This is a genomic window from Faucicola mancuniensis, assembly GCF_046523945.1.
GTDB classification, from domain to species: domain Bacteria; phylum Pseudomonadota; class Gammaproteobacteria; order Pseudomonadales; family Moraxellaceae; genus Faucicola; species Faucicola mancuniensis.
In genome coordinates this window covers 2,402,888-2,423,450 of record NZ_CP171363.1, presented here as the reverse complement: position 1 = coordinate 2,423,450, position 20,563 = coordinate 2,402,888, and the positions used below count along the sequence as shown (strand labels likewise).

At 45.3% G+C, this 20,563-nt stretch carries 32 protein-coding genes; 19 read left to right on the top strand and 13 right to left on the bottom strand.

Annotation, left to right across the window (positions count from 1 at the left end):
- A complete protein-coding gene (locus tag ACGTJS_RS12015; protein WP_410472253.1) occupies positions 1-651 on the top strand; it encodes a substrate binding domain-containing protein in 651 nt (216 codons plus the stop codon).
- A 171-nt stretch (positions 652-822) separates the two neighbouring features.
- Here ACGTJS_RS12015 and ACGTJS_RS12010 read toward each other — a convergent pair whose 3' ends face one another.
- From ACGTJS_RS12010 to ACGTJS_RS11950, 13 genes are all read right to left on the bottom strand, one after another.
- A complete protein-coding gene (locus ACGTJS_RS12010) occupies positions 823-1,305 on the bottom strand; it encodes a phage virion morphogenesis protein (RefSeq protein WP_410472252.1) in 483 nt (160 codons plus the stop codon).
- Positions 1,306-1,433: 128 nt separating this feature from the next.
- Positions 1,434-2,660, bottom strand: coding sequence for a phage minor head protein (locus ACGTJS_RS12005; RefSeq protein WP_410472251.1), 1,227 nt, complete (start codon positions 2,658-2,660; stop codon positions 1,434-1,436).
- 1 nt (position 2,661) lies between these two features.
- Positions 2,662-4,149, bottom strand: coding sequence for a DUF935 domain-containing protein (locus ACGTJS_RS12000; RefSeq protein WP_410472250.1), 1,488 nt, complete (start codon positions 4,147-4,149; stop codon positions 2,662-2,664).
- Positions 4,150-5,469, bottom strand: a complete 1,320-nt coding sequence (locus ACGTJS_RS11995) for a terminase large subunit domain-containing protein (protein ID WP_410472249.1) — start codon at positions 5,467-5,469, stop codon at positions 4,150-4,152.
- Positions 5,470-5,500: 31 nt separating this feature from the next.
- The gene (locus tag ACGTJS_RS11990; protein WP_410472248.1) at positions 5,501-6,046 is read right to left on the bottom strand and encodes a DUF3486 family protein; all 546 of its coding nucleotides are present in this window, start codon (positions 6,044-6,046) and stop codon (positions 5,501-5,503) included.
- A gap of 8 nt (positions 6,047-6,054) precedes the next feature.
- On the bottom strand, positions 6,055-6,360 hold the full coding sequence (locus tag ACGTJS_RS11985; RefSeq protein ID WP_410472247.1) for a hypothetical protein: 306 nt from the start codon (positions 6,358-6,360) through the stop codon (positions 6,055-6,057).
- Positions 6,361-6,371: 11 nt separating this feature from the next.
- Positions 6,372-6,677, bottom strand: a complete 306-nt coding sequence (locus ACGTJS_RS11980) for a hypothetical protein (RefSeq protein WP_410472246.1) — start codon at positions 6,675-6,677, stop codon at positions 6,372-6,374.
- Positions 6,670-6,894 (bottom strand): TraR/DksA C4-type zinc finger protein, encoded by a 225-nt coding sequence (locus ACGTJS_RS11975; protein ID WP_410472245.1) that lies wholly within the window; start codon positions 6,892-6,894, stop codon positions 6,670-6,672. Before ACGTJS_RS11975 ends, ACGTJS_RS11980 begins: the two co-directional genes overlap by 8 nt.
- Positions 6,891-7,118 (bottom strand): hypothetical protein, encoded by a 228-nt coding sequence (locus tag ACGTJS_RS11970; protein ID WP_410472244.1) that lies wholly within the window; start codon positions 7,116-7,118, stop codon positions 6,891-6,893. Before ACGTJS_RS11970 ends, ACGTJS_RS11975 begins: the two co-directional genes overlap by 4 nt.
- Positions 7,119-7,324: 206 nt before the next feature.
- A complete protein-coding gene (locus ACGTJS_RS11965) occupies positions 7,325-8,050 on the bottom strand; it encodes a hypothetical protein (protein WP_410472243.1) in 726 nt (241 codons plus the stop codon).
- 3 nt (positions 8,051-8,053) lie between these two features.
- Complete coding sequence (locus ACGTJS_RS11960; protein WP_410472242.1) at positions 8,054-8,533, bottom strand: hypothetical protein; 480 nt, start codon at positions 8,531-8,533, stop codon at positions 8,054-8,056.
- A complete protein-coding gene (locus ACGTJS_RS11955) occupies positions 8,530-8,991 on the bottom strand; it encodes a hypothetical protein (protein WP_410472241.1) in 462 nt (153 codons plus the stop codon). The genes ACGTJS_RS11960 and ACGTJS_RS11955 overlap by 4 nt, the downstream gene beginning before the upstream one ends.
- A gap of 44 nt (positions 8,992-9,035) precedes the next feature.
- Positions 9,036-9,467 carry a helix-turn-helix domain-containing protein gene (locus tag ACGTJS_RS11950; RefSeq protein WP_410472240.1) on the bottom strand — a complete coding sequence of 144 codons (432 nt, stop codon included), beginning with the start codon at positions 9,465-9,467 and terminating at the stop codon, positions 9,036-9,038.
- A 110-nt stretch (positions 9,468-9,577) separates the two neighbouring features.
- Here ACGTJS_RS11950 and ACGTJS_RS11945 point away from each other — a divergent pair, with 110 nt between their 5' ends.
- The 18 genes from ACGTJS_RS11945 to ACGTJS_RS11860 all read left to right on the top strand — a co-directional run bounded on the left by ACGTJS_RS11945 (position 9,578) and on the right by ACGTJS_RS11860 (position 20,540).
- Positions 9,578-9,775, top strand: a complete 198-nt coding sequence (locus ACGTJS_RS11945) for a hypothetical protein (RefSeq protein WP_029103634.1) — start codon at positions 9,578-9,580, stop codon at positions 9,773-9,775.
- An 81-nt stretch (positions 9,776-9,856) separates the two neighbouring features.
- Positions 9,857-10,210, top strand: a complete 354-nt coding sequence (locus ACGTJS_RS11940; protein ID WP_410472239.1) for a DNA-binding protein — start codon at positions 9,857-9,859, stop codon at positions 10,208-10,210.
- Positions 10,200-10,487: a helix-turn-helix domain-containing protein gene (locus tag ACGTJS_RS11935; RefSeq protein ID WP_410472238.1), complete on the top strand. Its 288-nt coding sequence runs from the start codon at positions 10,200-10,202 to the stop codon at positions 10,485-10,487. The genes ACGTJS_RS11940 and ACGTJS_RS11935 overlap by 11 nt, the downstream gene beginning before the upstream one ends.
- Before the next feature lie 59 nt (positions 10,488-10,546).
- The gene (locus ACGTJS_RS11930) at positions 10,547-11,452 is read left to right on the top strand and encodes a hypothetical protein (protein WP_410472237.1); all 906 of its coding nucleotides are present in this window, start codon (positions 10,547-10,549) and stop codon (positions 11,450-11,452) included.
- A 24-nt stretch (positions 11,453-11,476) separates the two neighbouring features.
- Positions 11,477-13,258 (top strand): hypothetical protein, encoded by a 1,782-nt coding sequence (locus tag ACGTJS_RS11925; RefSeq protein ID WP_410472236.1) that lies wholly within the window; start codon positions 11,477-11,479, stop codon positions 13,256-13,258.
- 9 nt (positions 13,259-13,267) lie between these two features.
- The gene (locus ACGTJS_RS11920) at positions 13,268-14,407 is read left to right on the top strand and encodes an ExeA family protein (RefSeq protein ID WP_410472235.1); all 1,140 of its coding nucleotides are present in this window, start codon (positions 13,268-13,270) and stop codon (positions 14,405-14,407) included.
- Between the two features lie 10 nt (positions 14,408-14,417).
- Positions 14,418-14,633, top strand: coding sequence for a hypothetical protein (locus ACGTJS_RS11915; protein WP_410472234.1), 216 nt, complete (start codon positions 14,418-14,420; stop codon positions 14,631-14,633).
- 9 nt (positions 14,634-14,642) lie between these two features.
- Positions 14,643-14,888 carry a hypothetical protein gene (locus ACGTJS_RS11910; protein WP_410472233.1) on the top strand — a complete coding sequence of 82 codons (246 nt, stop codon included), beginning with the start codon at positions 14,643-14,645 and terminating at the stop codon, positions 14,886-14,888.
- Between the two features lie 23 nt (positions 14,889-14,911).
- On the top strand, positions 14,912-15,427 hold the full coding sequence (locus tag ACGTJS_RS11905) for a host-nuclease inhibitor Gam family protein (protein ID WP_410472232.1): 516 nt from the start codon (positions 14,912-14,914) through the stop codon (positions 15,425-15,427).
- A gap of 25 nt (positions 15,428-15,452) precedes the next feature.
- On the top strand, positions 15,453-15,728 hold the full coding sequence (locus tag ACGTJS_RS11900; protein ID WP_410472231.1) for an HU family DNA-binding protein: 276 nt from the start codon (positions 15,453-15,455) through the stop codon (positions 15,726-15,728).
- 67 nt (positions 15,729-15,795) lie between these two features.
- On the top strand, positions 15,796-16,269 hold the full coding sequence (locus tag ACGTJS_RS11895) for a gp16 family protein (protein WP_410472230.1): 474 nt from the start codon (positions 15,796-15,798) through the stop codon (positions 16,267-16,269).
- Between the two features lie 15 nt (positions 16,270-16,284).
- Positions 16,285-16,626, top strand: coding sequence for a Mor transcription activator family protein (locus ACGTJS_RS11890; protein ID WP_410472229.1), 342 nt, complete (start codon positions 16,285-16,287; stop codon positions 16,624-16,626).
- 243 nt (positions 16,627-16,869) lie between these two features.
- Entirely contained in the window at positions 16,870-17,937 is a 1,068-nt protein-coding gene (locus ACGTJS_RS11885; protein ID WP_410472228.1) for a hypothetical protein, read from the top strand.
- 26 nt (positions 17,938-17,963) lie between these two features.
- Positions 17,964-18,893: a hypothetical protein gene (locus ACGTJS_RS11880; protein ID WP_410472227.1), complete on the top strand. Its 930-nt coding sequence runs from the start codon at positions 17,964-17,966 to the stop codon at positions 18,891-18,893.
- Between the two features lie 12 nt (positions 18,894-18,905).
- The gene (locus ACGTJS_RS11875) at positions 18,906-19,235 is read left to right on the top strand and encodes a DUF2190 family protein (protein ID WP_410472226.1); all 330 of its coding nucleotides are present in this window, start codon (positions 18,906-18,908) and stop codon (positions 19,233-19,235) included.
- Positions 19,236-19,246: 11 nt separating this feature from the next.
- Positions 19,247-19,567, top strand: a complete 321-nt coding sequence (locus ACGTJS_RS11870) for a hypothetical protein (protein WP_410472225.1) — start codon at positions 19,247-19,249, stop codon at positions 19,565-19,567.
- 3 nt (positions 19,568-19,570) lie between these two features.
- Positions 19,571-20,044 (top strand): gp436 family protein, encoded by a 474-nt coding sequence (locus tag ACGTJS_RS11865; protein ID WP_410472224.1) that lies wholly within the window; start codon positions 19,571-19,573, stop codon positions 20,042-20,044.
- Positions 20,034-20,540, top strand: a complete 507-nt coding sequence (locus tag ACGTJS_RS11860) for a Gp37 family protein (protein ID WP_410472223.1) — start codon at positions 20,034-20,036, stop codon at positions 20,538-20,540. Before ACGTJS_RS11865 ends, ACGTJS_RS11860 begins: the two co-directional genes overlap by 11 nt.
- The last annotated feature ends 23 nt before the right edge of the window (positions 20,541-20,563 follow it).

Sequence of the window (20,563 nt, the reverse complement as noted above, 5' to 3'; positions counted from 1 at the left end):
ATGATTGGTATTGTGATTCAGCAATATTATGTCGATGCGGTGCAAGCCCTTGATATTCTTAGCGATGCCAAGACACAGGCGACCGCAGGGACGGTGCTACCGACAGGGCGGTTGCGGTTGATTGTGCCTGTGTGGTTTGCGACCCCCTATTTTACGGCATTGTTGGCACGGTTTAGCGAGCAATATCCAGATATTCAGTTTAGCATTGATTTGGAAAATCGTTTTACCGACTTGGTCGCTGAAGGCTATGATTTGGCGTTGCGTGTGGTGGGTAGCCCGCAGGAAAATCTGATTGTGAAACTTTTGGGTGAAATCAAGTTTTTTCATGTGGCAAGTCCGTCTTTTTTGGCAAAACATGGCTACCCAAAAAATCAAAATGATTTGCAACATTGGCAAGGCGTTTTGCCAAATTATACGCAATTAATCACGCCTTTGACCGCCTTTCACGATAGCAATAATACACAAATGTTAGCTCAAATGGCGATGGCTGGCATGGGTATTGCTATTTTGCCAGAATGGTTGATTGCCGATGCGGTTGCTGATGGCAGGCTTATCAAAATATTTGCTGAAGAATTTAATGCTAAACCCCACCACAATAAACCAACCATACACTCTGCAATAAATGGGATAATTCAAAACAATGTGGGATAAGTTAAGACAGACCATTTTGCAAGGGCGTTACACTGGGTGCAACAAGTTGGGTGGGGTATAATTTTGAGTTTTGGGAAAAGACAGGTAAAAACACCTGTCTTTTTTATTGTCCTATTTTAGCACATAAGCTCACGATGGCGGATCGATTTTTTTTAGGTGGATGGCTTTGGGTTATGTGCCAGATGTCAGGGCGGATAAGGCGACTTCTATTAGCCGTCTGTTGCCATCGCTTTGTAATTGCCCGTCAGGGGAAATGGGTAAAAATGGGCGAGCGGGTAGCGTTACTGATTTGACTTTTGCAAAGCCGTTTGGCGTGGCAAAAACAAGATGGGATTTTTGTTTTGGTCTGATTGTGCCACCAAAATGATGAATGCGGGCATAAATCATATTCGTGCCAATGGTGGCGGTTGTACTGCTTGCCGAACTTGTAACGCTGTCTTTTAACTCACCCGTATCGGTCAAGGTTTTGCCATTACCAAAGGCTTTACGCACCCACGCCTGTCCACCAAAGGCTTCATTTTCAAAGTTATCGGCGGTCATTGTCTCTAATTCTGTGGCAAGTCGTTGCATAATAACACGACTATTACTGGCATTTCTTAGTAATTGAGCTAAGGTGCTGTGGGCTTGGCTGTCGTCTAGGTTGATAATGAGCATTGGCAAAGTTTCCTAAGTTTGGTATAATGTGGATATTCTGCAACGAGTCCTGCGTGGGCGGGGGGAGTAACACACTTAGGTGTGCCAGTTCGGTTACGGTTCGAGTCCGTCAAAGTTGCAGATTTTTTTTATTGGATTTTGGCAAATACATTGCCATTAATAGACCCTTTAATGCTGTTTAAATCTTGATAAAACCCACTTATCACTTCCGCCCCATTCTTGGTCATCTGCACCGTCAGCTTAAGCACTTTATCATCAGACATTTTATAAACAAGCAATAAATTGTTATTTTGGGTGTCCCAAAGTTCCCAATCTGGCTTGCCAAACTCACGCACAATTTTTTCTAACGCCACTTCGTCCAATGCGTCATTATGGGCGGTATGGCGTGTGTTTTTACGCCCTGTAATGACCTTATCACGAAAACCAACCACAGGCGACAGTTCGTCCAAATCAAGCCCTTCTTTCTCTGCCAATCTTTCAAAGGACTTTTGGGGCAATACTCCCACCCCATAAGTCCGCCCCTGCACTTGTCCATTGATTTGGCTTTGCCTGACCCACGCCAAAAACCCCGCCACTCGCACATCAGATGCCATATCTTTGGTAATTTGGGCGAGAGCCTGTTTTTGCCCTAGGGCTTGTTTGGCTTTGTCATACCAAAGTTTATCAAACAAATGACTGGCAACAGGATTGCCACCAAAGCCATTTTCGCCCAAAACTCGCTCATCACTGCCTTGTTTGATGCCCACCTTTTCGGCTTGTTTTGTTGTGATTGCCTTGACAGTGCATCGGCAACCAAAGCCGTTTGGCGGATAAGAATGCGACCAAAAGGGGTCATCGTGGGCATAGACCGCTCCGTGCCTTGCCGAGTGGCTTGGACGGGTACGGCGGTCTAGGACAGCGGAATATTGCCAATAAGGGTGGGTGTGAGCCGCTTCTTTCATTCGCTCGTATTTGGCACTCATTACAGCCGTTCGGCGATTGGTGTGATAAATGGTTCTAAGACGGCGATTTGAACCTAATTTAACTTGTTCAAGCTGACCTGTTTTTGGGTTTCTTGCCAATGTTTCACCCCACCAACCCTGCTGTATCAAATACGGCTTAATGGTATTTTCAAAACCCTTGTAGCCTGTGCCGTCCGTCATTGCCTGCTCAATGGCTTTTTTGGTGGTGGAGAGCATATCAAGGGCGGTCATTTTGGCTACTGTGAAACTTCGTGCGTGAGCAAGGGCGTGCGTGTCCGTCCAATCCCAGCCGATGTGCAAGCCTTTGGATTTTAGGTGTTCAATGGCTCGCTCGGGCGGCATATCAAATAAGGCTTTTAGCTCTTTATTTGTGAGTTTATCAATACTACTCATCTTAATTTAGCCCCATTTCTTCTTGGGTGTGTAGGCGTGACAGCGTGTCGGCAATGAACAGCATTTGGGTCAGCTTGTCTTGGAGTTCATCAATGTTCATTTTGGGATAAAGACTGGCTAATTTTTCCAAAAGAGCGGTTTCATTGTCCAAATTAACACTGTCCAAACTGGAAAAATCGCCCAGCATTTGCCCCACTTGGGCGGTCAAATCATCATCACTTGGCACGCCTATCGCCAATTTATCAGACAAATCGCCCTGTGGTGCTAAGGATTTTTCACTAAAATTGGGGGTGGTTGGTACGGTGTTTGTAGGCATTGGCTTGGCATTTAGGGTAAATTCATCAGCCGATAAATTATAAGCCCGCTCATAATAGCTTTGATTAAAAGACACGCCAAGAGCGGTCAAAATCTGGTCTCGCTCCGCTAGGGTTTTGTCGCCCACCTCGTCTTCATATAGCACAAATTTGGGTGGACTCACATTGTGAAAATTAAGCTCACAAATCCACGCCAAAAGCGTATTAAAACAGCTCTCTACCACTCGGCAATCATTATCACGAATGTCTTTTGTTACGGTAAGTCCTGCCATTGCACTGGCGTGGCTTGTGTCTTTTTCGGTGGTTTGGTCTTGACCCAGTAAGGCGATGTTAATCTCGCTACGGCAATAACGGATAAAGTCGTCAAACACCTGCGATGAGCCTGTTTTGCCTGTGGCTTCTTTGATTTCCACGCTACTGTCGTTGGGGATTGTCGCCACCGCATTGCCCATTAAGTCTTCTAGGGCGTCAAGGAGCTTGTTGGTGTCCTCGTCTGTGTTGGAGCGTGGTTCGTGTCCAATAATCCAAGGTGAGCCAAACTTTTCGGCAAATTCTGCCCAAAACTTTAACCCGCCACGCTTAAAGACGGTCGCCCAATACACACAAGACAGCTCGGCTGTGCCATAAGGATTGGTAAAGCTGGCGTTGTTGGTCGGGCAAAGGATTTTAAAGGGTGGTGGCGTGGTCTTGGTAATGCCGTCAATCAGTAAAAGCTCGCCATCAGCGTCAAAGCCTGTCCATTCTTGGGGGATTGCGATGAGTTTGACAGGTATCCAAACACCATTTTTAAACTGCCAAATCACTTCAATGGGTTGGTAGCCATACAACACCGCCTCTAAAATCTGTCCAATCAACCCATAAATGTCTAGGCTGTCAAAAATCTGGTCTATGACGGCTTGCTGTTTGTCAGACAAATCGCTGTCAAGGCGGTAATTTAAGCCCGCCACACTTGCCTTACGACGGCGTACCGCACCGCTCACAATGGGGTCAATCAAAAGCTCGCGATACGCAGACAAGCTGGATTTACCCAGTCGTCTTAGGATAATGTCAGGGTTTGGGAGGATTTGGCTAAATCCATATAACCCAAAATAACGGTGGGCAGTGGCGATTTGGGTGGAGAGTTCTTTTTTGTCCAGTTTTGGGGCTTGGTTTTGGCTATGGTTTGGTGTGGTCATTTAAAATCCTTGGGTGAGTTTGCTTTTCTTTTTAGGGTTTCGGCTAGATACTCGCACTGTGCCTGTATCATTGCTTGCTCCATATAGAGCCAAAAATAACGCCCAAGCTCGGTCAGCGTGTCCGCTATTGTCACTTTCAGCGATAAATCTTGGCGTGCCTGTCGGGGAGGTTACTTTTTTAAGTTTGTGCAAATCAGCTCGCAAGGCGGTGTCGCCCATTGGAATACGCACTTGCTTATCTTCAAAGGCTTGTTTGCCTGTGGTGGCTAAGACTAGCTTGGTGGAGCTACTAAAAATCACACCTTCCACACGGCTTGACCCATAGCGAAACTTGGCATCTTCCACGGGTTTCTCGCCAAGCCCCGTCTGGTCAATACAACATTTGACGACACGGTAATGGTCAAACACTTCATCAAGCAGAGCGTCCTGTTCGGCAAAGCTAATCCTTTGTCTTGCAATGATTTGCCTTGTCCAAAATACATCGCCCACCTGCTCAACTACCCAAATCACAAATAAGTCATTTCTAATGCCAATGTCCACACCAACAAAGCACGCACCGCCTGTGTAGTTGTCAATGTTGCCAGCGTTGGGGTGTTCTACACTGTCAATCAAATCATAAGACAGCCAAGCGGACGCTTCGTCCAACCATTTAAGCTCATATTCTTGTTGCCAAGCATCATCGTCATTTAAGCCTTCTTTTAATTCATCAATGTCTCGGGGTAAGCCGTCTGCCACGGCGGTATAAATGTCAGCGATGTGGCGAGACCACGCTTTATTATTTAAATCAGTCATCAGCTCATAAAATTTATTACCCTTGCCATTGGGCGTTGAGACCACACGCAATTTAAAACCAGCACTAATGACAGGAAATAGAGCTTTCCAAATGGTGCGACTGTCAGCGTGAAAGGCGAACTCGTCCAAAAAGACATTGGCACTAAAACCACGAGCGGTGTCGGGATTGGCGGGCAAGGCGGTAATTTTACTACCACCTGCTAAGATGACCTCTAAGGCATTGGTAGTGTTATCAAAGGGGACTTCTAGGACTTCGCACGCCATACCAAAGGCTTCAAGGTGCTTTTTGACACCCTCGTTCATCGCTTCTTTGGCTTGGCGTTCGCCCCTTGACAAGATAACCCAGCGAGCCTTTTGACCTTTGCTTTCTTTGCCTAGACAATCTAATACAATTTCAAGCGTGGTGGTAAAAGTCTTGCCTGTTTGCCGTGCAAACATACCCACCTTAAAACGGCTTGTGTCATTTAGCCATTTTTGTTGGTAAGGATATAAGACGATGGCAGGGTCTTTGTTTGTGGACTTTGTCATTTTTTTTAACCAATTTAATTTAAGCCAACTTTTAGCCAATCAGTCCATACACTTCGGTACGAATGCGTTTTAGGGTGTGTTCGTCTAGTGTGCCTTGTTTGCTTTGGGCTTCTAGTTTTTCAAAGGCTTTATCCATATCTGCTTTGAGCTTGTTTTGGAACTGTTTTAGTCTGGTACTGGCGGTCATCAAAGGGGCGATATTTTTGGAAACTTTGCCCATTAAATCAAGTCTTGCTACTTCATCAAGCTCGTTGTTGGATAATTCACCAATGGCAATCAGGGCATCAAACACTTCGGTTTGTAGCATAGCAATGACCGCCTCCGAGCGAGTGTCGCCTTCATCAGACGCACCCTCTGCAATCAGCCGTGCCGCCTCGGTGCTTGCTTTGATACTGGCAAAGCGTTTTTGCACCTTTGAGCCGTAGCGATGAACAGCACTTCGGCTGATTTCATAGCCTTGTGATTTTAGCCATTCGGCAAGCTCGGTGTAATTGCCAAAGCCATTGTCGGCAAGTTTTCGTTCTAACTCGTGGCGGACATCGGTGGGAAGTTTTTCCACACTGCTTCTTTGTGCCATACCGCCCCCTAAGATTGCCAGTATTTGTCAGGTCGTCCAATACCCAGCGGACAATCGGTGGTGTACTCGGCAATGTCCACGCCTTGATAGGTCAAGTCGGCATACCATACGCCATTGGGTTGTTTAGTAAGTTGGATAAAGCTGGCATTGGATAAGTATTCAAGTTGCTGACGAAGTTCTAAGGCGGTAATGTCAGCATAAATCCCCCGCATCACATCCAGCAAAAAAATCTCGCTGGTGGTGTACGGGCGAGCCTTGTGCAGGGTATTGATGATATGCCAACGCATACCTTCACGGCGTGCTTTTTCGTTCATTGTCTTTGGCTCTACATTTTGTACAGGTCGGTCAAGGTCTTTTGAATGCTGTCCATTTTGGCTTCTAGGACGGCTTGGTTGCGGATATAATCTTCTCGTAGGACAAATTTTTCAGGCAAGACGGCTTTTTGTTCGGCAAATAGGGTTTCTAAATGCTCAACTTTGTCGGATAATTTGTCTTGGGCTTTTTGGCGTTCGTCTTGTTGGGCTTGAAACTGAGCAAGGAGCATTTTGCCAAAACCCCAGCACACGCCCAAAAATGACAATAAAAAGCCAACAAGTTGCCAAAAATCAATGTTAATAAAAGTCTTATCCACTTATTACCCCCCTTGCTTTCCCAGTTTCAAATTCGGTTTGGCACGCCACACACCTTTGACAACCTGAGACTTTTTGTTGCCTTAAAAGCGGAATGGGTTCATCACAGTCAATGCAATGGGTGCGGGTGGGCATTGGTGTTCTCTGGGTAGCTTGTCTGATTTGATGCTCCAAAATCAGCTCACTTTGTATTTGGGCTTGGTCTATGGTGTCGCTCATAGGCTCTCTCCTTTGGTGGGTGGGACGCTACCGCCCTGTGCAATCAGACAACGAGCAACCGCATAACCGCCAACACACCCAAGATAAACCAGCCATAATTGCCAGTCGGTGGTGTTTAATCGCACAAATTGAACGCTGGCAATCAGGCTTGCCACATTTGCCCAAAGGCGGGTGTGCGACAGTCGTCCTGTTTGTGGGTTTGTGATAAGGTCAAGAATTTTCATTGTCAAACTTATGCTAAAATTTGGGGGATATTATGCCAAGATGAGTGTGACAAGTCCTTTAAAGCGTTTTAAAAATTGCTTGGGTGGGTGGTTTGATGACAACAAAAAAAGACTTGCCAAAAACAAGTCTTGTTGGTATGATATGAACAGAGCTACTAGATAGCCAAAGCCCCCAAGTTTACGCTTGGGGGCTTGTTTTCTTGGAATTAAAATAAGAATTTATCTATCGCAAAATAACTGGCGGTAATGCCAAAAATACCAAACCATACAATCACACCCAAACAGCCTTGACTGGGAGAGTTATTTGAATGAGTTGGTGTAGGTAAGTTTAACTGCTCTCTTTGATTAGTAAGATGTGTTTTTCTTGACTGGTCTAAGACTTCACGGATTGCCTGACTTCTATCAGAACATTCAATGGATAGTTTTTCAAATATGCTTGCCTTATCCAAGTCTTTATGTTTCTTAAAAATTCTTGCCGACCATTCAAAAACTGTTGCAAGAAAAAGCTCGGTATAAAACAACATTCGGATTTGTTGTGTCGTCTTAGGCTCATTATCTGAACGCTTGTAGGAGCGAGATTTTGCATAAGTGTGAACATTTTCTAAGAGCCATTGTAATTCGTGTTTGGCTTCGTCAAATTGTCCAGATTGTGATAAAAAATAAGGTAATCTGGTAAAAGTTTTTGCAGGATAAGCGGTATCCAAAAAGCCATATTCTTTAACCAAAAACAAACATTCTATGGCTAAGTCCCACTCCTTATCTTCTTTGAATTTTGTGGCATAGCCATTTAATTTGGAGATATCCTTGGTGGACAATAAATCATTATCAAAGGACTTTCTAAGATAGGGTTTATTGGGCTTTAATAATGCGATGGCTTCATCAATGATTGCCTGACTGTCATTTTTTAATGTGTCCAATTCCATATTTGTCATAGGTTACTCGCCAAACGCTCCAATCACTTCATCCAATTTCATATCATCAGGCATTGGCAAGCCAAACCCTGCTTCATAATCGCCAAGCACAGCATTGGACTGTAAATGTGTTTCGTAGGTGCTACGAGCCGTGCCATTTAAGGCGTAATAGCGTTTTTGTGGGTCTTTTTGGGTGTCATAATACCAAACTTGCCAAGCGGAATTGCCATTTAATGAGACATAACGACAAGCCGAATAAGAATAATTGCCCACGATTTTGCTTCTGCAATCTACCGTGCCTTGTTTAAGCTGAATATAGGCAAGTTGCAGGCTATCAAAGTCTTCACTGCTCGGCTTGGTGGGTTTGTTTGCTTTGGGTGTTTCGGGTTCTTTTGATGGTTCGGTGGTTTCTGTGTTTGTGGTAGGCTCTTTGGTGGTGTCAGTGCTAGGTTCGCCACAGGCGATGAGTGCCAATGGGAGTAGTAGAAGTGTGAATTTTTTCATTGTAAATCCTTGTCATTTGAATGGTTGTTGGTTGAAAGTAGATATTTTCGGTATCTTAGAATATCATCTAGGCATTCACGGTCTTTTTTGAGTTTGTCTATTTTTGGCTCAATATCGCATTTGATGGCATTACCCATTGCAGAGACCCAAGCGACAAGGCAAAGCACTGCCACACCCATTCCCCACAGACTGTCCTTGCCCAAAACCCATTGATAAACATCAAAGTAAAATAAGCCAGCATACATCAAGGCAACCGCAACTGTGGATAAAACAAGCTGAAACCGCTTGCGTTCAAAAGCAATGATTTCATCTTGCATTTGTGCCTGTATCTGTAAAATCTCATCATCGCTACAATGCCCAAACATTTGCCAAACGCTTTCCCCTGCCGTGCTGAGTGTGATGTTGGCTGTTCCTGCCTGTATGAGCTTGTTAATGTTGCCGTAAAATTTATTATTCATAACACTCCTGTACCGTCCAAAATGGCGGTCTTATCAATTTTTAATCATAAATAAATATCGCCTTTTGCTTGTACCTGTGAACCGATACTGCCGTGAACGGTATTTTGGAAAGTTACCCCTTCATTGTTGCCTATGCTGGGACTATCCGCCAGTAGCATCAATAATATCTGTTTGCGTACTTGTTCGTTGGCGATGCGATACTTTTCTACAATAAGCTGTTCTTCATTGCTCAAATTGGGTTGGCAATCACCCCTACCCATATTCCTATCTTTGCCATATACCAAATAATCTAATGAGTAGCCTGTCAGCTCTTGAAGTTTGGTTAAAAAATCTATGTCTGGCTGACGCTCATCATTCTCATATCTTTGCAATGTGGCTGTGCCAATGTTGAGATTTTTGGCAAACGAATGGCGTGGCTCTTTGCCGCGAATCGCCAAAATCCGCTGACCAATGGTTAATTTTTCCCAGTCTTCCATAAATTTAACCCAAATTGATAAAAATTATTGACAAATTTAATCCTTTCGGATTAAAATACACACATCACACAAACTTACCTTAAATCACACATTTATCCACAGGAGTTGTTATGACTACCAAAACCGTTGAACAGGTCAAAGCCGAGTACCGTGCCAAAGGCATTCCTATTGCCAAAGTTGCTCGTGAGCAAGGCTGGACACCGCAAGAAGTCTACAAAGTCTTTAATGGACAAGCCAAAGGACATTTTGGGCGTTCGCACGATATTGCGGTATTTTTTGGTTTAAAACAGGGCGAAATGCGTGTCTAAAATTTCGGTATATTCTAGCACACATTTGCACATTTTACTACTTCAACCCCTTATTTTATAAGGTTTTTAGGAACAAAGATTATGGCTAAAACAGTTGAACAACTTAAAGCCGAATTTGCCACAGAAGGTAAAACTTTTGTCTCTTGGGCAAATGAACGAGGCTACAACCCCACTTATGTCAGCCGTATCATCAATGGCTCGGTACAAGCCAAATATGGCAAGGCTCACAAAATCGCCATTGAACTTGGTTTGATTGATAACAACAGCTCTTGCGATGAAGTGGATTTGGGTATCCGTTCCACTGATTTAACCCAGATGGAGCAATGGTTTTTGTCCATTTATCGTTCATTAAATGACGAGGATAGAAACACCATTGAACGCCTGTTGTCATTGATGGATTTGGAAAACAGTTGGGGAGATGGCGATGAGCGGTAAAGGCACCCGTATTCTGCAAGTTTTTAAGGCATTGCATAACCACCCCTTGATTGGGATTAGCAATAAAGAAATTGCCGATAACTTGGAATTATCTCCCACCCAAGTCAGCCGTGATTTGGCGGATTTAATCAGTGAAGGCTTGGTGCAAAAACTGGACAATGGTAACTATGCCTACTCTATCCGTACCCTGCAAATCGCTGAAAATTATCGTAAACAGCACGAACAGCTAAAAGCGAGAATGGACGAAATCCAACGCAATGTCGGTATCGGCTATTAGGCAAAAATCCCGATGTCGGGATTTTTAAAAAAAATTAACCAAAGCAAAAGGTATCAAAAATGAGTGAAGCCACAAGCGTAGAAGTCATCACCGCTGATGTCATTAACCAACAAGCCCTGCACAGTATGCAGGTGATGGAGCAATGGGGTAATGGCGAGGTGTATAACGAAGCCACTTGGATTGAACGAGGTCGCCAAGCGGTTGTCAAAACCTTAGAGGGTATGTTTGAGCTTGGCAAGGCGTTGATTGTCCTAAAAGAACATACTGAACACGGTCGTTTTGTTGAGTTGGCGGAGCAAGAATTTGGCATTAAAAAGACCGAAGTGGCAAGATTGATGAACGCCACCAAACGCTTTGCCACCCCACAAATGCAAAAAGCTCAGCCCAAACTTATCACACTTGGTAAATCCAAACTGCTTGAGCTTTTGGTAGAAGATGACGACACCCTAGTGGAGCTTGCCGAAGGTGGCGATATTAACGGTAATAAGCTGGACGATGTGGACAGAATGACCATCAAAGAGCTACGCCTAGCCCTGCGAGAAGCCCGTGAAGACAGTAAAGCCAAAGACAAGGTGATGAGCGAGAAAAATGCCAAGATTGATGAGCTTGCCGAAAAACTTGCCAAAAACAAAAACAAACAACCCAAACCTGCCGATGTCGCTCGTGAATTATCGGCACAGCTGGCAAGTGCAGAGGTATCGGCTCGCTCCGAGATTAGTAAACTAAAAGATATTTTTGACGGCTTTGTCGCTCACAAAGAAGCACACGGAAGCGACCATACCGCTCTGATGGTGGGGGCTATCAATCAGCTTATCCTAGACTGTGAAATCCTGCGTGGGCAATACCTGCTACCAACGGACGCTCCGACAGGCGAAGTCCCTGTTTGGCTAACACAAGATGAGCCTGTGGGAGCGGATGATAGAGATATGCCGTTGCCTTTTGATTATTCAGAAGACGAAGTGTAATAAACAATCATAAGGGTCAAAACAATGGCAACCGACAATCCAGCATTGATAGAACGCCTAGGCGAAATTGCCAAAACCGCCCAAAATCTAGGGCGTGGCGAAAAATCACGCTACCTACAAACCAAAGCCGATGAACTGGGTATGAGTGTCTCAACCCTATATCGCAAGCTAGAAAGCGTAGCGGTGAAGCCCACTCGCAAAGCAAGAAGTGATAAAGGCGAGATGACTTTGACCCTTGATGATGCCAAACTCATCAGTAGCGTGGTGATGGAAGGTATGCGAAAAAATGGCAAACGCATTATGACAGTGGAGCGAGCGGTAATGATGCTTCGTGCCAACGGTATGATTAGTGCGTGCCATACGGACGGAACAGCGTTGTCGGTGGGAGCGATTGTGCGTGGGCTAAAAGCCTATCATCTGCACCCAGACCAGCTGTTAGAACCCGCTCCCGTGGTGTCTATGAAAAGTCTGCACCCCAATCATCTGTGGCAAATTGACCCCAGTCTGTGCGTTTTGTACTACTTGCCAAGAGTGGGTAAAGACACAGGACTGCGTGTCGCAAGCCACGATGAGTTCTACAAGAATAAGCCAAGCAATCTTGTCAAAATCATCAATGACCGTGTGTGGCGATACACAGGGACAGACCACGCCAGTGGGGTAATTTATTGCCATTATTATTTTGGCGGGGAAACTTCGGCAAATTTGTGCGACTTTTTTATTCGTATGATGTCTGCCAAAGAGAGTATCGGTAAAGACCCCATTCGTGGTGTACCAAAAATGGTCATGTTAGACCCTGGCAGTGCCAATACCAGCAGTGCCTTTAAGACACTGTGTGCCGCCCTAGATGTAGTGGTGCAAATCAACAAACCCAATAACCCACGAGCCAAAGGGCAGGTGGAAAAAGCCAACGACATTGTGGAGACGCATTTTGAGTCTGGCTTAAAGTTTGTGGAAGTGAATGACATTGATACCCTAAATGCCTTGTGTGATAAGTGGCTTCGTTATTTTAACAGCCAAGCCATTCATTCACGGCATGGTTTAACCCGCTATAAAGCGTGGCAAAAGATAAAGTCGGACGAACTTATCATTGCCCCGCCAGCCGACTATTGCAAATCGCTCGCTCTGTCTGTACCCAAAGAAGCCAAAGTTACCCCAGAGCTTGAAATTCGCTACAAAGGCAAAGTTTATGATGTGTCGGCATTGCCTGTACTTGTCGGACAAAAAATCCTAGTCGCCCAAAATCCGTGGGAAGTGGACGGTGCTAGGGTGTGCGTGCCAATGGCGGACGGTAAAGAAACTTGGGTGGCTGTGCCAGAAGTGGTCTTTGATGAAATGGGCTTTCGTGAAAATGCCGTCATCGTGGGTCAAGGCTATAAGGCTCACAATGACACCAAAGCCCAAACCCACGCCAAAGAACTTCAAAAAATCGCTATGGGGACAGATACGCTTGAACAAGCCGAAGCCAAACGCAAAGCCAAGGCTTTACCGTTTGATGGCAAACTTGACCCCTATAAGCACAACGATACGGTACTTGACAATGATAACACGCTGTATATGCCCAAAAAAGGCACACAAAGCGTAGAACAAAGCCGTTATGAGCGAGTGATTGCCGAGCCTGTCCTATCCAAAGTGGACATCGCCAAGCAATTAAAACCACGCCTAGAAGCACTCGGAGCGGATTGGAGCTTGGCGGTCAAGGTACTACAAGAACGCTATCCTAATGGCATTCACGCAAGCGGTCTTGATGAAGTGTTTGAGGTTTTGACCGAAAGTAGCGTGCTAAAAACGATTTTAAAAATTGCATAAGGATTAGGAATGAAAACCGCCTTTAACGAGCTTGGAAAATCTTATCAGATCGTAGCAAATGAGCTGGGCATTAGCAAAACCGCTCTTGTCAATGCTGTGGTTCACGGTGTTTTTCCAAGCAAAAATACCAAACAATTTAAGGCAAATCTTGCCGAGTATTTTATAAAAAATAGGGTCAGCGTGCCAAGCATTTTGACCCAAACCGAAAACCCCAAAACCCCCATAAGTCAAGATAAGGATGAACTTATGCTACTTAGAAAATCCACCCTAAACCCCCAAACTCGTCGCCATTTTGGGCTTGCCAAAGACCCCTTTGATGACGAAATCCGCTCATCGGACGATATTTTTAAATCTGACGATGTCCGCTATATCCGTGAACGCCTATATGATGTGGCGAGTAATGGCGGGTTTCTTGCGGTCATTGGCGAGAGCGGTGCAGGCAAATCTACCTTGCGTGAGGATTTGCACGACCGACTTTTTAAGGACGGCAAAGCCACTACTCTCATTGAGCCGTATGTGCTGGCGATGGAGGATAATGACATCAAGGGCAAAACCTTAAAATCAGTACACATTGCCGAGGCTATCCTAGAAGCAGTCGCCCCAAGCGAAAAACCCAAGAGAAGTCCAGAAGCTCGTTTTCGCCAAATCCACAAGGCTCTGACTGAAAGCCACAAGGCGGGCAATCGCCACTTGATTGTCATTGAGGAAGCTCACGGCTTGCCCATCCCCACCTTAAAGCACCTAAAACGCTTTTATGAATTAAAAGCAGGCTTTGACCGCTTGCTTGGCATTGTGCTGATTGGACAGACCGAGCTTGCCACCAAGCTGGCTGAAAATAACCCTGCGGTGCGTGAAGTGGTGCAACGCTGTGAGATTGCCACCTTAGAACCTTTGACCGATGGTAAATTGGCGGGTTACTTAAAGCATAAATTTGAGCGAGCAGGGGGCGATATTAAACAAATCCTAGATGAGTCCGCCCTTGATGCCATCAGTCAGCGTCTAACCGTTAAATCTCGCACCAAAGCTGGCACGCACGAGCATAGCCTACTTTATCCTTTGGCGGTCAATAACCTAGTCGCCCACGCTATGAACGAAACCGTTTATTTGGGTTTTGACAAGGTAGATGGCGATATTATCAAAAGTATTTAAGGAGCAAAAAATGAACACTCAAAACCCCAAATCCAAAGACAAACACCCGAGCCTATCGGTGTCCGAATACCTATGGCTACAACACGAAAAAAAGCGTTTGGCACAAATGGATATGGACATTGTGCGTATGCAATACCGCCAAGACCGCCAGTCTGCGTGGATTGCCTTGCTTATCTTGACCGTGATTGTACTGGCGATTGGCTTGGTGTTTACGCTGATATTCTAGGAGCAACTTATGCCAATGATTTTACACATTGATGATAATACCGATGCTAAAAACTCGCTGGGTATGCTAATGCTAGATGAAGCCTTGCAAATTTTAATTAAGCGTGGCGAGCTTGACAAAGAAAAACTGGCAACGGCGATTATGACCGCCAAAGATGATTTATTCAAACTCAACCAAGACAATGACGATGACCTGCTAAAAATGCGACTGTTTATGACTGCTCACACTTTGCAATGTCGTTATTTTGAATTTTAACCCCCCAACCAAACGGAGTAATTATGAAAAAACCCACCAAAACTAAAACGCAAGCCCTGCAAGCGTGCCAAAGCCTTGATGAGGCTCAAGCCATCATCAAAACCATTGGCGAGCATAACCGTGAAATCACACGGCTCACAGGGCAAATGAACGATGAAGTGGCGGACATTACCCAAAGCTATGCCGAAAAAATCAATCCTTTAAAACTTGCCATTGACGAACTGACACCCAAGCTACAAATTTGGTGCGAAGCAAACCGTGCAATGCTGTTAAAAGACGGTGGCAAAACCGCAAACCTTATCACAGGCGAAGTGTCGTGGCGTATCCGTCCACCGTCTGTGAGCTTGCGTAAGATTGATGAAGTGATTGAACGGCTAGAACGCTTTGGACTGCACCATTTTATCCGCACCAAAAAGGAGGTAAACAAAGACGCTATTTTAAATGAACCCAATGCCGTCACCGACATCAACGGCATTACCATCAGCACAGGCGTGGAAGATTTTATCGTTTCGCCCTTTGAAATTGATGTCAAACCTTAATTTTAACCTTAAAAGGAAAATTCTTATGAACAAACAAGAACTTATCAAATCTGTCTATGACAAAATGGACGGCTTGCCCCTAAAACAAGCCGAGAATGCGGTCAATGCGGTGCTAAATAGCATTAAAGACGAACTGGCAAAAGGTGGCGAAGTCAATCTGGTGGGCTTTGGCTCGTTTACCATCAAAACCCACAAAGAACGCACCGCCCGTAACCCCAAAACAGGCGAAAAAATCCAAGTGCCAGCCAAAAAAGTGCCGAGCTTTAAGGCAGGTAAAGGGCTAAAAGAAGCGGTTAATTAAGCCTACCAAGCCCAAATGATAAGCAGGGTTAAGCCTTGCTTATCATCATCCATTAAGGAAAATCAAAATGAGCCAACACAAAACCAAAAGAACTGCGTTAAATAAACCCAAACTCATTCAGTTGATTCACATTGGCAAAAGTAAACTGTGCCTTGATGATGACACTTACCGCTCACTCCTTGTGGCAATGACTGGCAAAGACAGCACCAAAGCGATGAATGTCAGTGAATTAAACAAGGTATTGGCAAGGTTAAAACAGCTTGGGTTTGTGGTAACCAGCCAGAAAAAAGACCCAAAGCCCATAGATGATAAGGCAAGTCTTGACATAGAACAACAAATCAAACTTATCCGCCATCTGTGGCTGGATTTACACGCATTGGGAGCGGTTAGAAATGAGAGTGAGCAAGCACTGGCAACTTATATCAAAAATCAAACCCAAACCGCCATAGATGATTTGGATAGTGAGCAAGCCAGTAATGTCATAGAACGTCTAAAAAACTGGCGTAAACGGGTAGAAAAACCAAACCAAACCAACACTTAACCAAAGGAAGCCAAAATGAGCAAATCCCGCCAACACGAATTTAGTCAAGCCCTATATGACATCATTTATCACGCCCTGCTCGGTCAAGGCGTGGATAAGACACAGGCGACCGCCATTGCTGAAGAGAGTACCGACACCGTGCTTGATGAGTTTGGCGGTGAGAATTTGTACATTCCCAAAAACATCTCAGGCAAAGCCGCCCGCCGTAACCGCCAAATCTATGATGAGTTCACAGGCGACAACCACGAAGTCCTTGCCAAAAAGTATGGCGTAACCTTGCAACGCATTTACGCCATCATCAAAGAGCAACGCCAATTTGAGTTTAATACCCGCCAATTCTCCTTGTGGGACGATTGATGTTATCTAAACGCCCCACAAATGCGGTCAAAAACGGTCAAAACCGCTTTTAACGCCCTTGCCCCACCAAATTCCCCATGTTTGCTTATATATCGCCCCAAAACCCCCAAAATAGCCCCTAAAATCGCCCATTTTCAAATCCTATTAAAATCCTTAAATTTCCCACCGAATTTCCTAAAACGCTTTAAAAGACCATAATACCAAAATTTTGCATAATAGCCCAAAATTACATTGGATTTTGTTATGCAAACCATACAACACGAAATCTTTATCGCTGGCACACGAACCGATAACTCAGGCAAAGAAGTTACCATCACGCCTGATGACCTTAATGCCATTGCAAATGGCTACAATCCGAGCTTTCACGAAGCCCCCATCGTCATCGGACACCCTGATGACAACGCTCCTGCTTATGGCTGGGTCAAATCCCTATCCGCCAAAGGCGACAAACTGTATGCAGAATTTGGCGAAATGGACGAAGGCTTTGTGAGTCTTGTTAAATCAGGGCGTTACAAAAAACTCTCCGCCAGTTTCTACCCACCCAAACACCCAAGCAACCCTAAGCCAGATAACTGGTATTTACGCCATATTGGGTTTTTAGGAGCGTTGCCCCCTGCGATCAAAGGCTTATCGCCTGTCAGCTTTAATGATAATAGCGACGGCGTTGTCAGCTTTGGCGAGCTGTCCGAGAGTGAAAAACTTGTTTTTGATATTAAAAGTATCTTTGCCAGATTTTTTAATTTTAGTGAAAGCAAGCCACCTGCAAGCGAAGGCGACAACGCCAATTCAAGCGTAAGCACAGATGAGCCATCAAAAACTGACACCGATGGTGATAAATCCGATAACCCAAACCCAATCCCCAACAACCAAAGCGAGACTGCAATGAATGAATTAAATGACGCTGTGGCACGAGCCGAAAAAGCCGAAGCCGAACTTGCCAAATTTAAAGCCGAGCAAGCCAAAAAAGAGCGAGATGTGGCAAATACCGTCAATGCCAATTTTGCCGAAACTCTGGTCAAAGACGGCAAGATTAAGCCGTGCGACAAAGAGCTATTAACCCAAGTGTTAAACTTTGCCGAATTTCCAAATGACACCACCGCTGACTTTGGCGAAGGCGATGACAAAAAGCCATTGGCGGCGGCATTTAAAGAATTTTTGGGCAACTTACCAAAACAGCATTCACATCTGACCGACAAAGTTACCAAAAGCACGGTCAATTTTAGCGAGAATATGAGCCACCACGAGCGAGCGGTCGCTTTGATGAAAGCCGAGAATATTAGCTACGAAGAAGCCGCCCGCCGTACGGCTTAATTTTAAAAATAATTTAGGAGTATATGATGAGTGCAACACATCTATCACATCTGCGTGGCAAAGATGAAGTCTTAACCAATCTTGCCTTGGGCTATATGCAGTCGGATTTTATTGGCGAGCGGATTATGCCTGTGGTTTATACCGATAAAGAAGGCATTAAAGTGCCGATTTTTGGCAAGGGTTCGCTCGTGGAATATGAAACCGAGCGAGCGGTCGGTGCAGCAAGCAACATCATCACGCTAGATAAAACCACGACAATGCCTGTGGTGCTAGAAGAACACGACTTAGCTGCAGGCGTGGACTACCGTGAACAGCACGAGAGCCAGTTTGACGAACACGCCAAAGCCACCCGCCGTGTCACCCAAGGCGTACAACTTCGCCAAGAAGCCGAAATCGCTCGCCTTACCCAAACAAAATCGGTCTATGCCAATGCTCACAGCAAGGACTTTGCGTCCGCCAAGTGGACAAGCGATGATGCCGACATTCAGACCATCATTGACGATGCCAAAGAGCAGGTGCGAAGTGCAACAGGCGTAACGCCTAAGACATTGGTGCTAAGCGGTCAGGTCTACACCCAAATCCGCAGAAGTGCCAAACTTCGATCCTTGATTAGCGATAATGCCAATAAGTCGTTATTGAATATCGCTACGCTTAAACAGTTACTTGAACTTGATGAAATTTTAATCGGTAATGCGGTATCAATCCCAGTGGGTAACAAGCAAACCAAACCGATTTGGGGCAATTTTGCCAGCCTTATCGTCCGCCCGGACCAAGTACCAGGCGGTAATGATGAGGGCGTACCTGCGTTTGGTTATACTTTCCGCCGTCGTGGCTTGCCTGTCGTGGACAGATATGATGGTGAAGGCGGTAAGGTGCAATATGTGCGTTATACCGACATCAGAAAGGCTGCTGTCGTAGGCGGTGCGTGCGGTTTCTTATTTGAAAATGTGATTTAAGGGGGAATAACAATGGCAAATCCAACCAAATCAGCAATCGTTGCCGTTACTATGCTGGCAATGAGCGAACTTATCGGCAACCGTTTTGTATCCGCCAAAGGCAAACAAGCCACAGCCGATGACCCTATTTTTGGTATTGTGCCTGTGGATGCAAAACAAGGTGAGTCCGTGGCGGTAGAAATTTTGGGCGTGGGCATTGTGGAATCTGGCGGTGCGATTGAGCAAGGCGACAAAGTCGGCTCAGACGCCCAAGGCTGTGCCATTAAATCCGAAACAGGGCAATTTCTTGCCCTATCATCGGCAAGCGGTGCAAACGAATCTGTCAAAGTTCTATTAAGATAAGGGGAAAACCAATGAAAAAAGTCCAAGTAAACACGCCTTTAATCCTTGAACAAAATGGCGAGCTGGTACGCATTGAAACAGGTCAAATCATTGATTTGACAGATGAAGTGTATAGCAAGGTATCTGCCCATACCAGGCTACTTGATGATGTGTCAGATGAACCTATATCCGAGCCAGTTTTTGAGCCACAGCCAACACCAGAGGTTCAAGATGAGCCAACTTATGAAGTTGCTCCACAAGTGGACGAAACCGCTAATCGCGACACAGTCAGCGATGAAGCGGCTACCACCGAAACTGCCGAACCTAAAAAACCCACTCGCAAAAAGGCTTAACCCATGAACCACACCGCCCCTTATATCAGCCGTGAAGATATGGTCGCCTTGTGTAGCAAGGTAGAGCTTATCCAGCTTAGTCGTGATGACTTGACAAACCATTATGATTATCAAGGTTTAGAGCCTGATTGGGCGGTGGTGGATAAGGCAATCAGCCACGCTTGCCAAGTGGCGGACGGTTATTTGGCGGGGCGTTATGCTCTGCCTTTGCAATCTGTGCCAACGCTTTTAAATACTTGGTGTGGCGACATTGCCCGCTATTGGCTACACAAACGGCGGATTAACGCTAGTGAAATGCCAAAAACCTTGCAGACTGCCTATGACGATGCTTTAAAAATGTTAAATCTCGTTCAAAATGGCAAAATGCACCTATTTGCCACCGACCTAGCCAAAAACGAAAACGCCTTACACAAAGAGCGTGGGGCGTATCGTGTTCGCTCTCGTGGCAAGAGTGATTGGAGTGGCTATGATGGGTAATAGCATTACTTTGGCGATTTTGGCAAGTGTGCAAGAAAAGCTCCGTCAGGATTTGCCCAGCGTAGAAGTGGATTTATTTCCTGATAATCCTGCTACTTATCGCTTTATCCACCCTGTGGGGGCGGTATTGATTGGTTATCAGGGGTCAGACTATGAGATGACAGACGACACTTTTGGCATTGCCCAAACTCGTAAATTAACCTTTTCGCTTACCATTTTTGGGCGTGGTGTCCATCACGATAAGGGGGCTATTGCCTTGCTTGATAAGGTGCGAGCGGTCATCACAGGCTTTCGCCCTAAGCATTGCAACAAAATTCATCTATTAAGCGAACGCTATCTGCACCAAGACGGTGGGGCGTGGCAATATGAGTTAAAGGTACGCACCGAGACCCAAAGCGTGGAAGTTTGCCAGCCTGATAACCGCCCCAAAGTGGTGCAAGTCCACACAAGACAGCCCACATACGAGCTAAATCCCCAGTTAAAACCAAAAAGTTAAAACCAAAAACCCCTTAAAAGGAG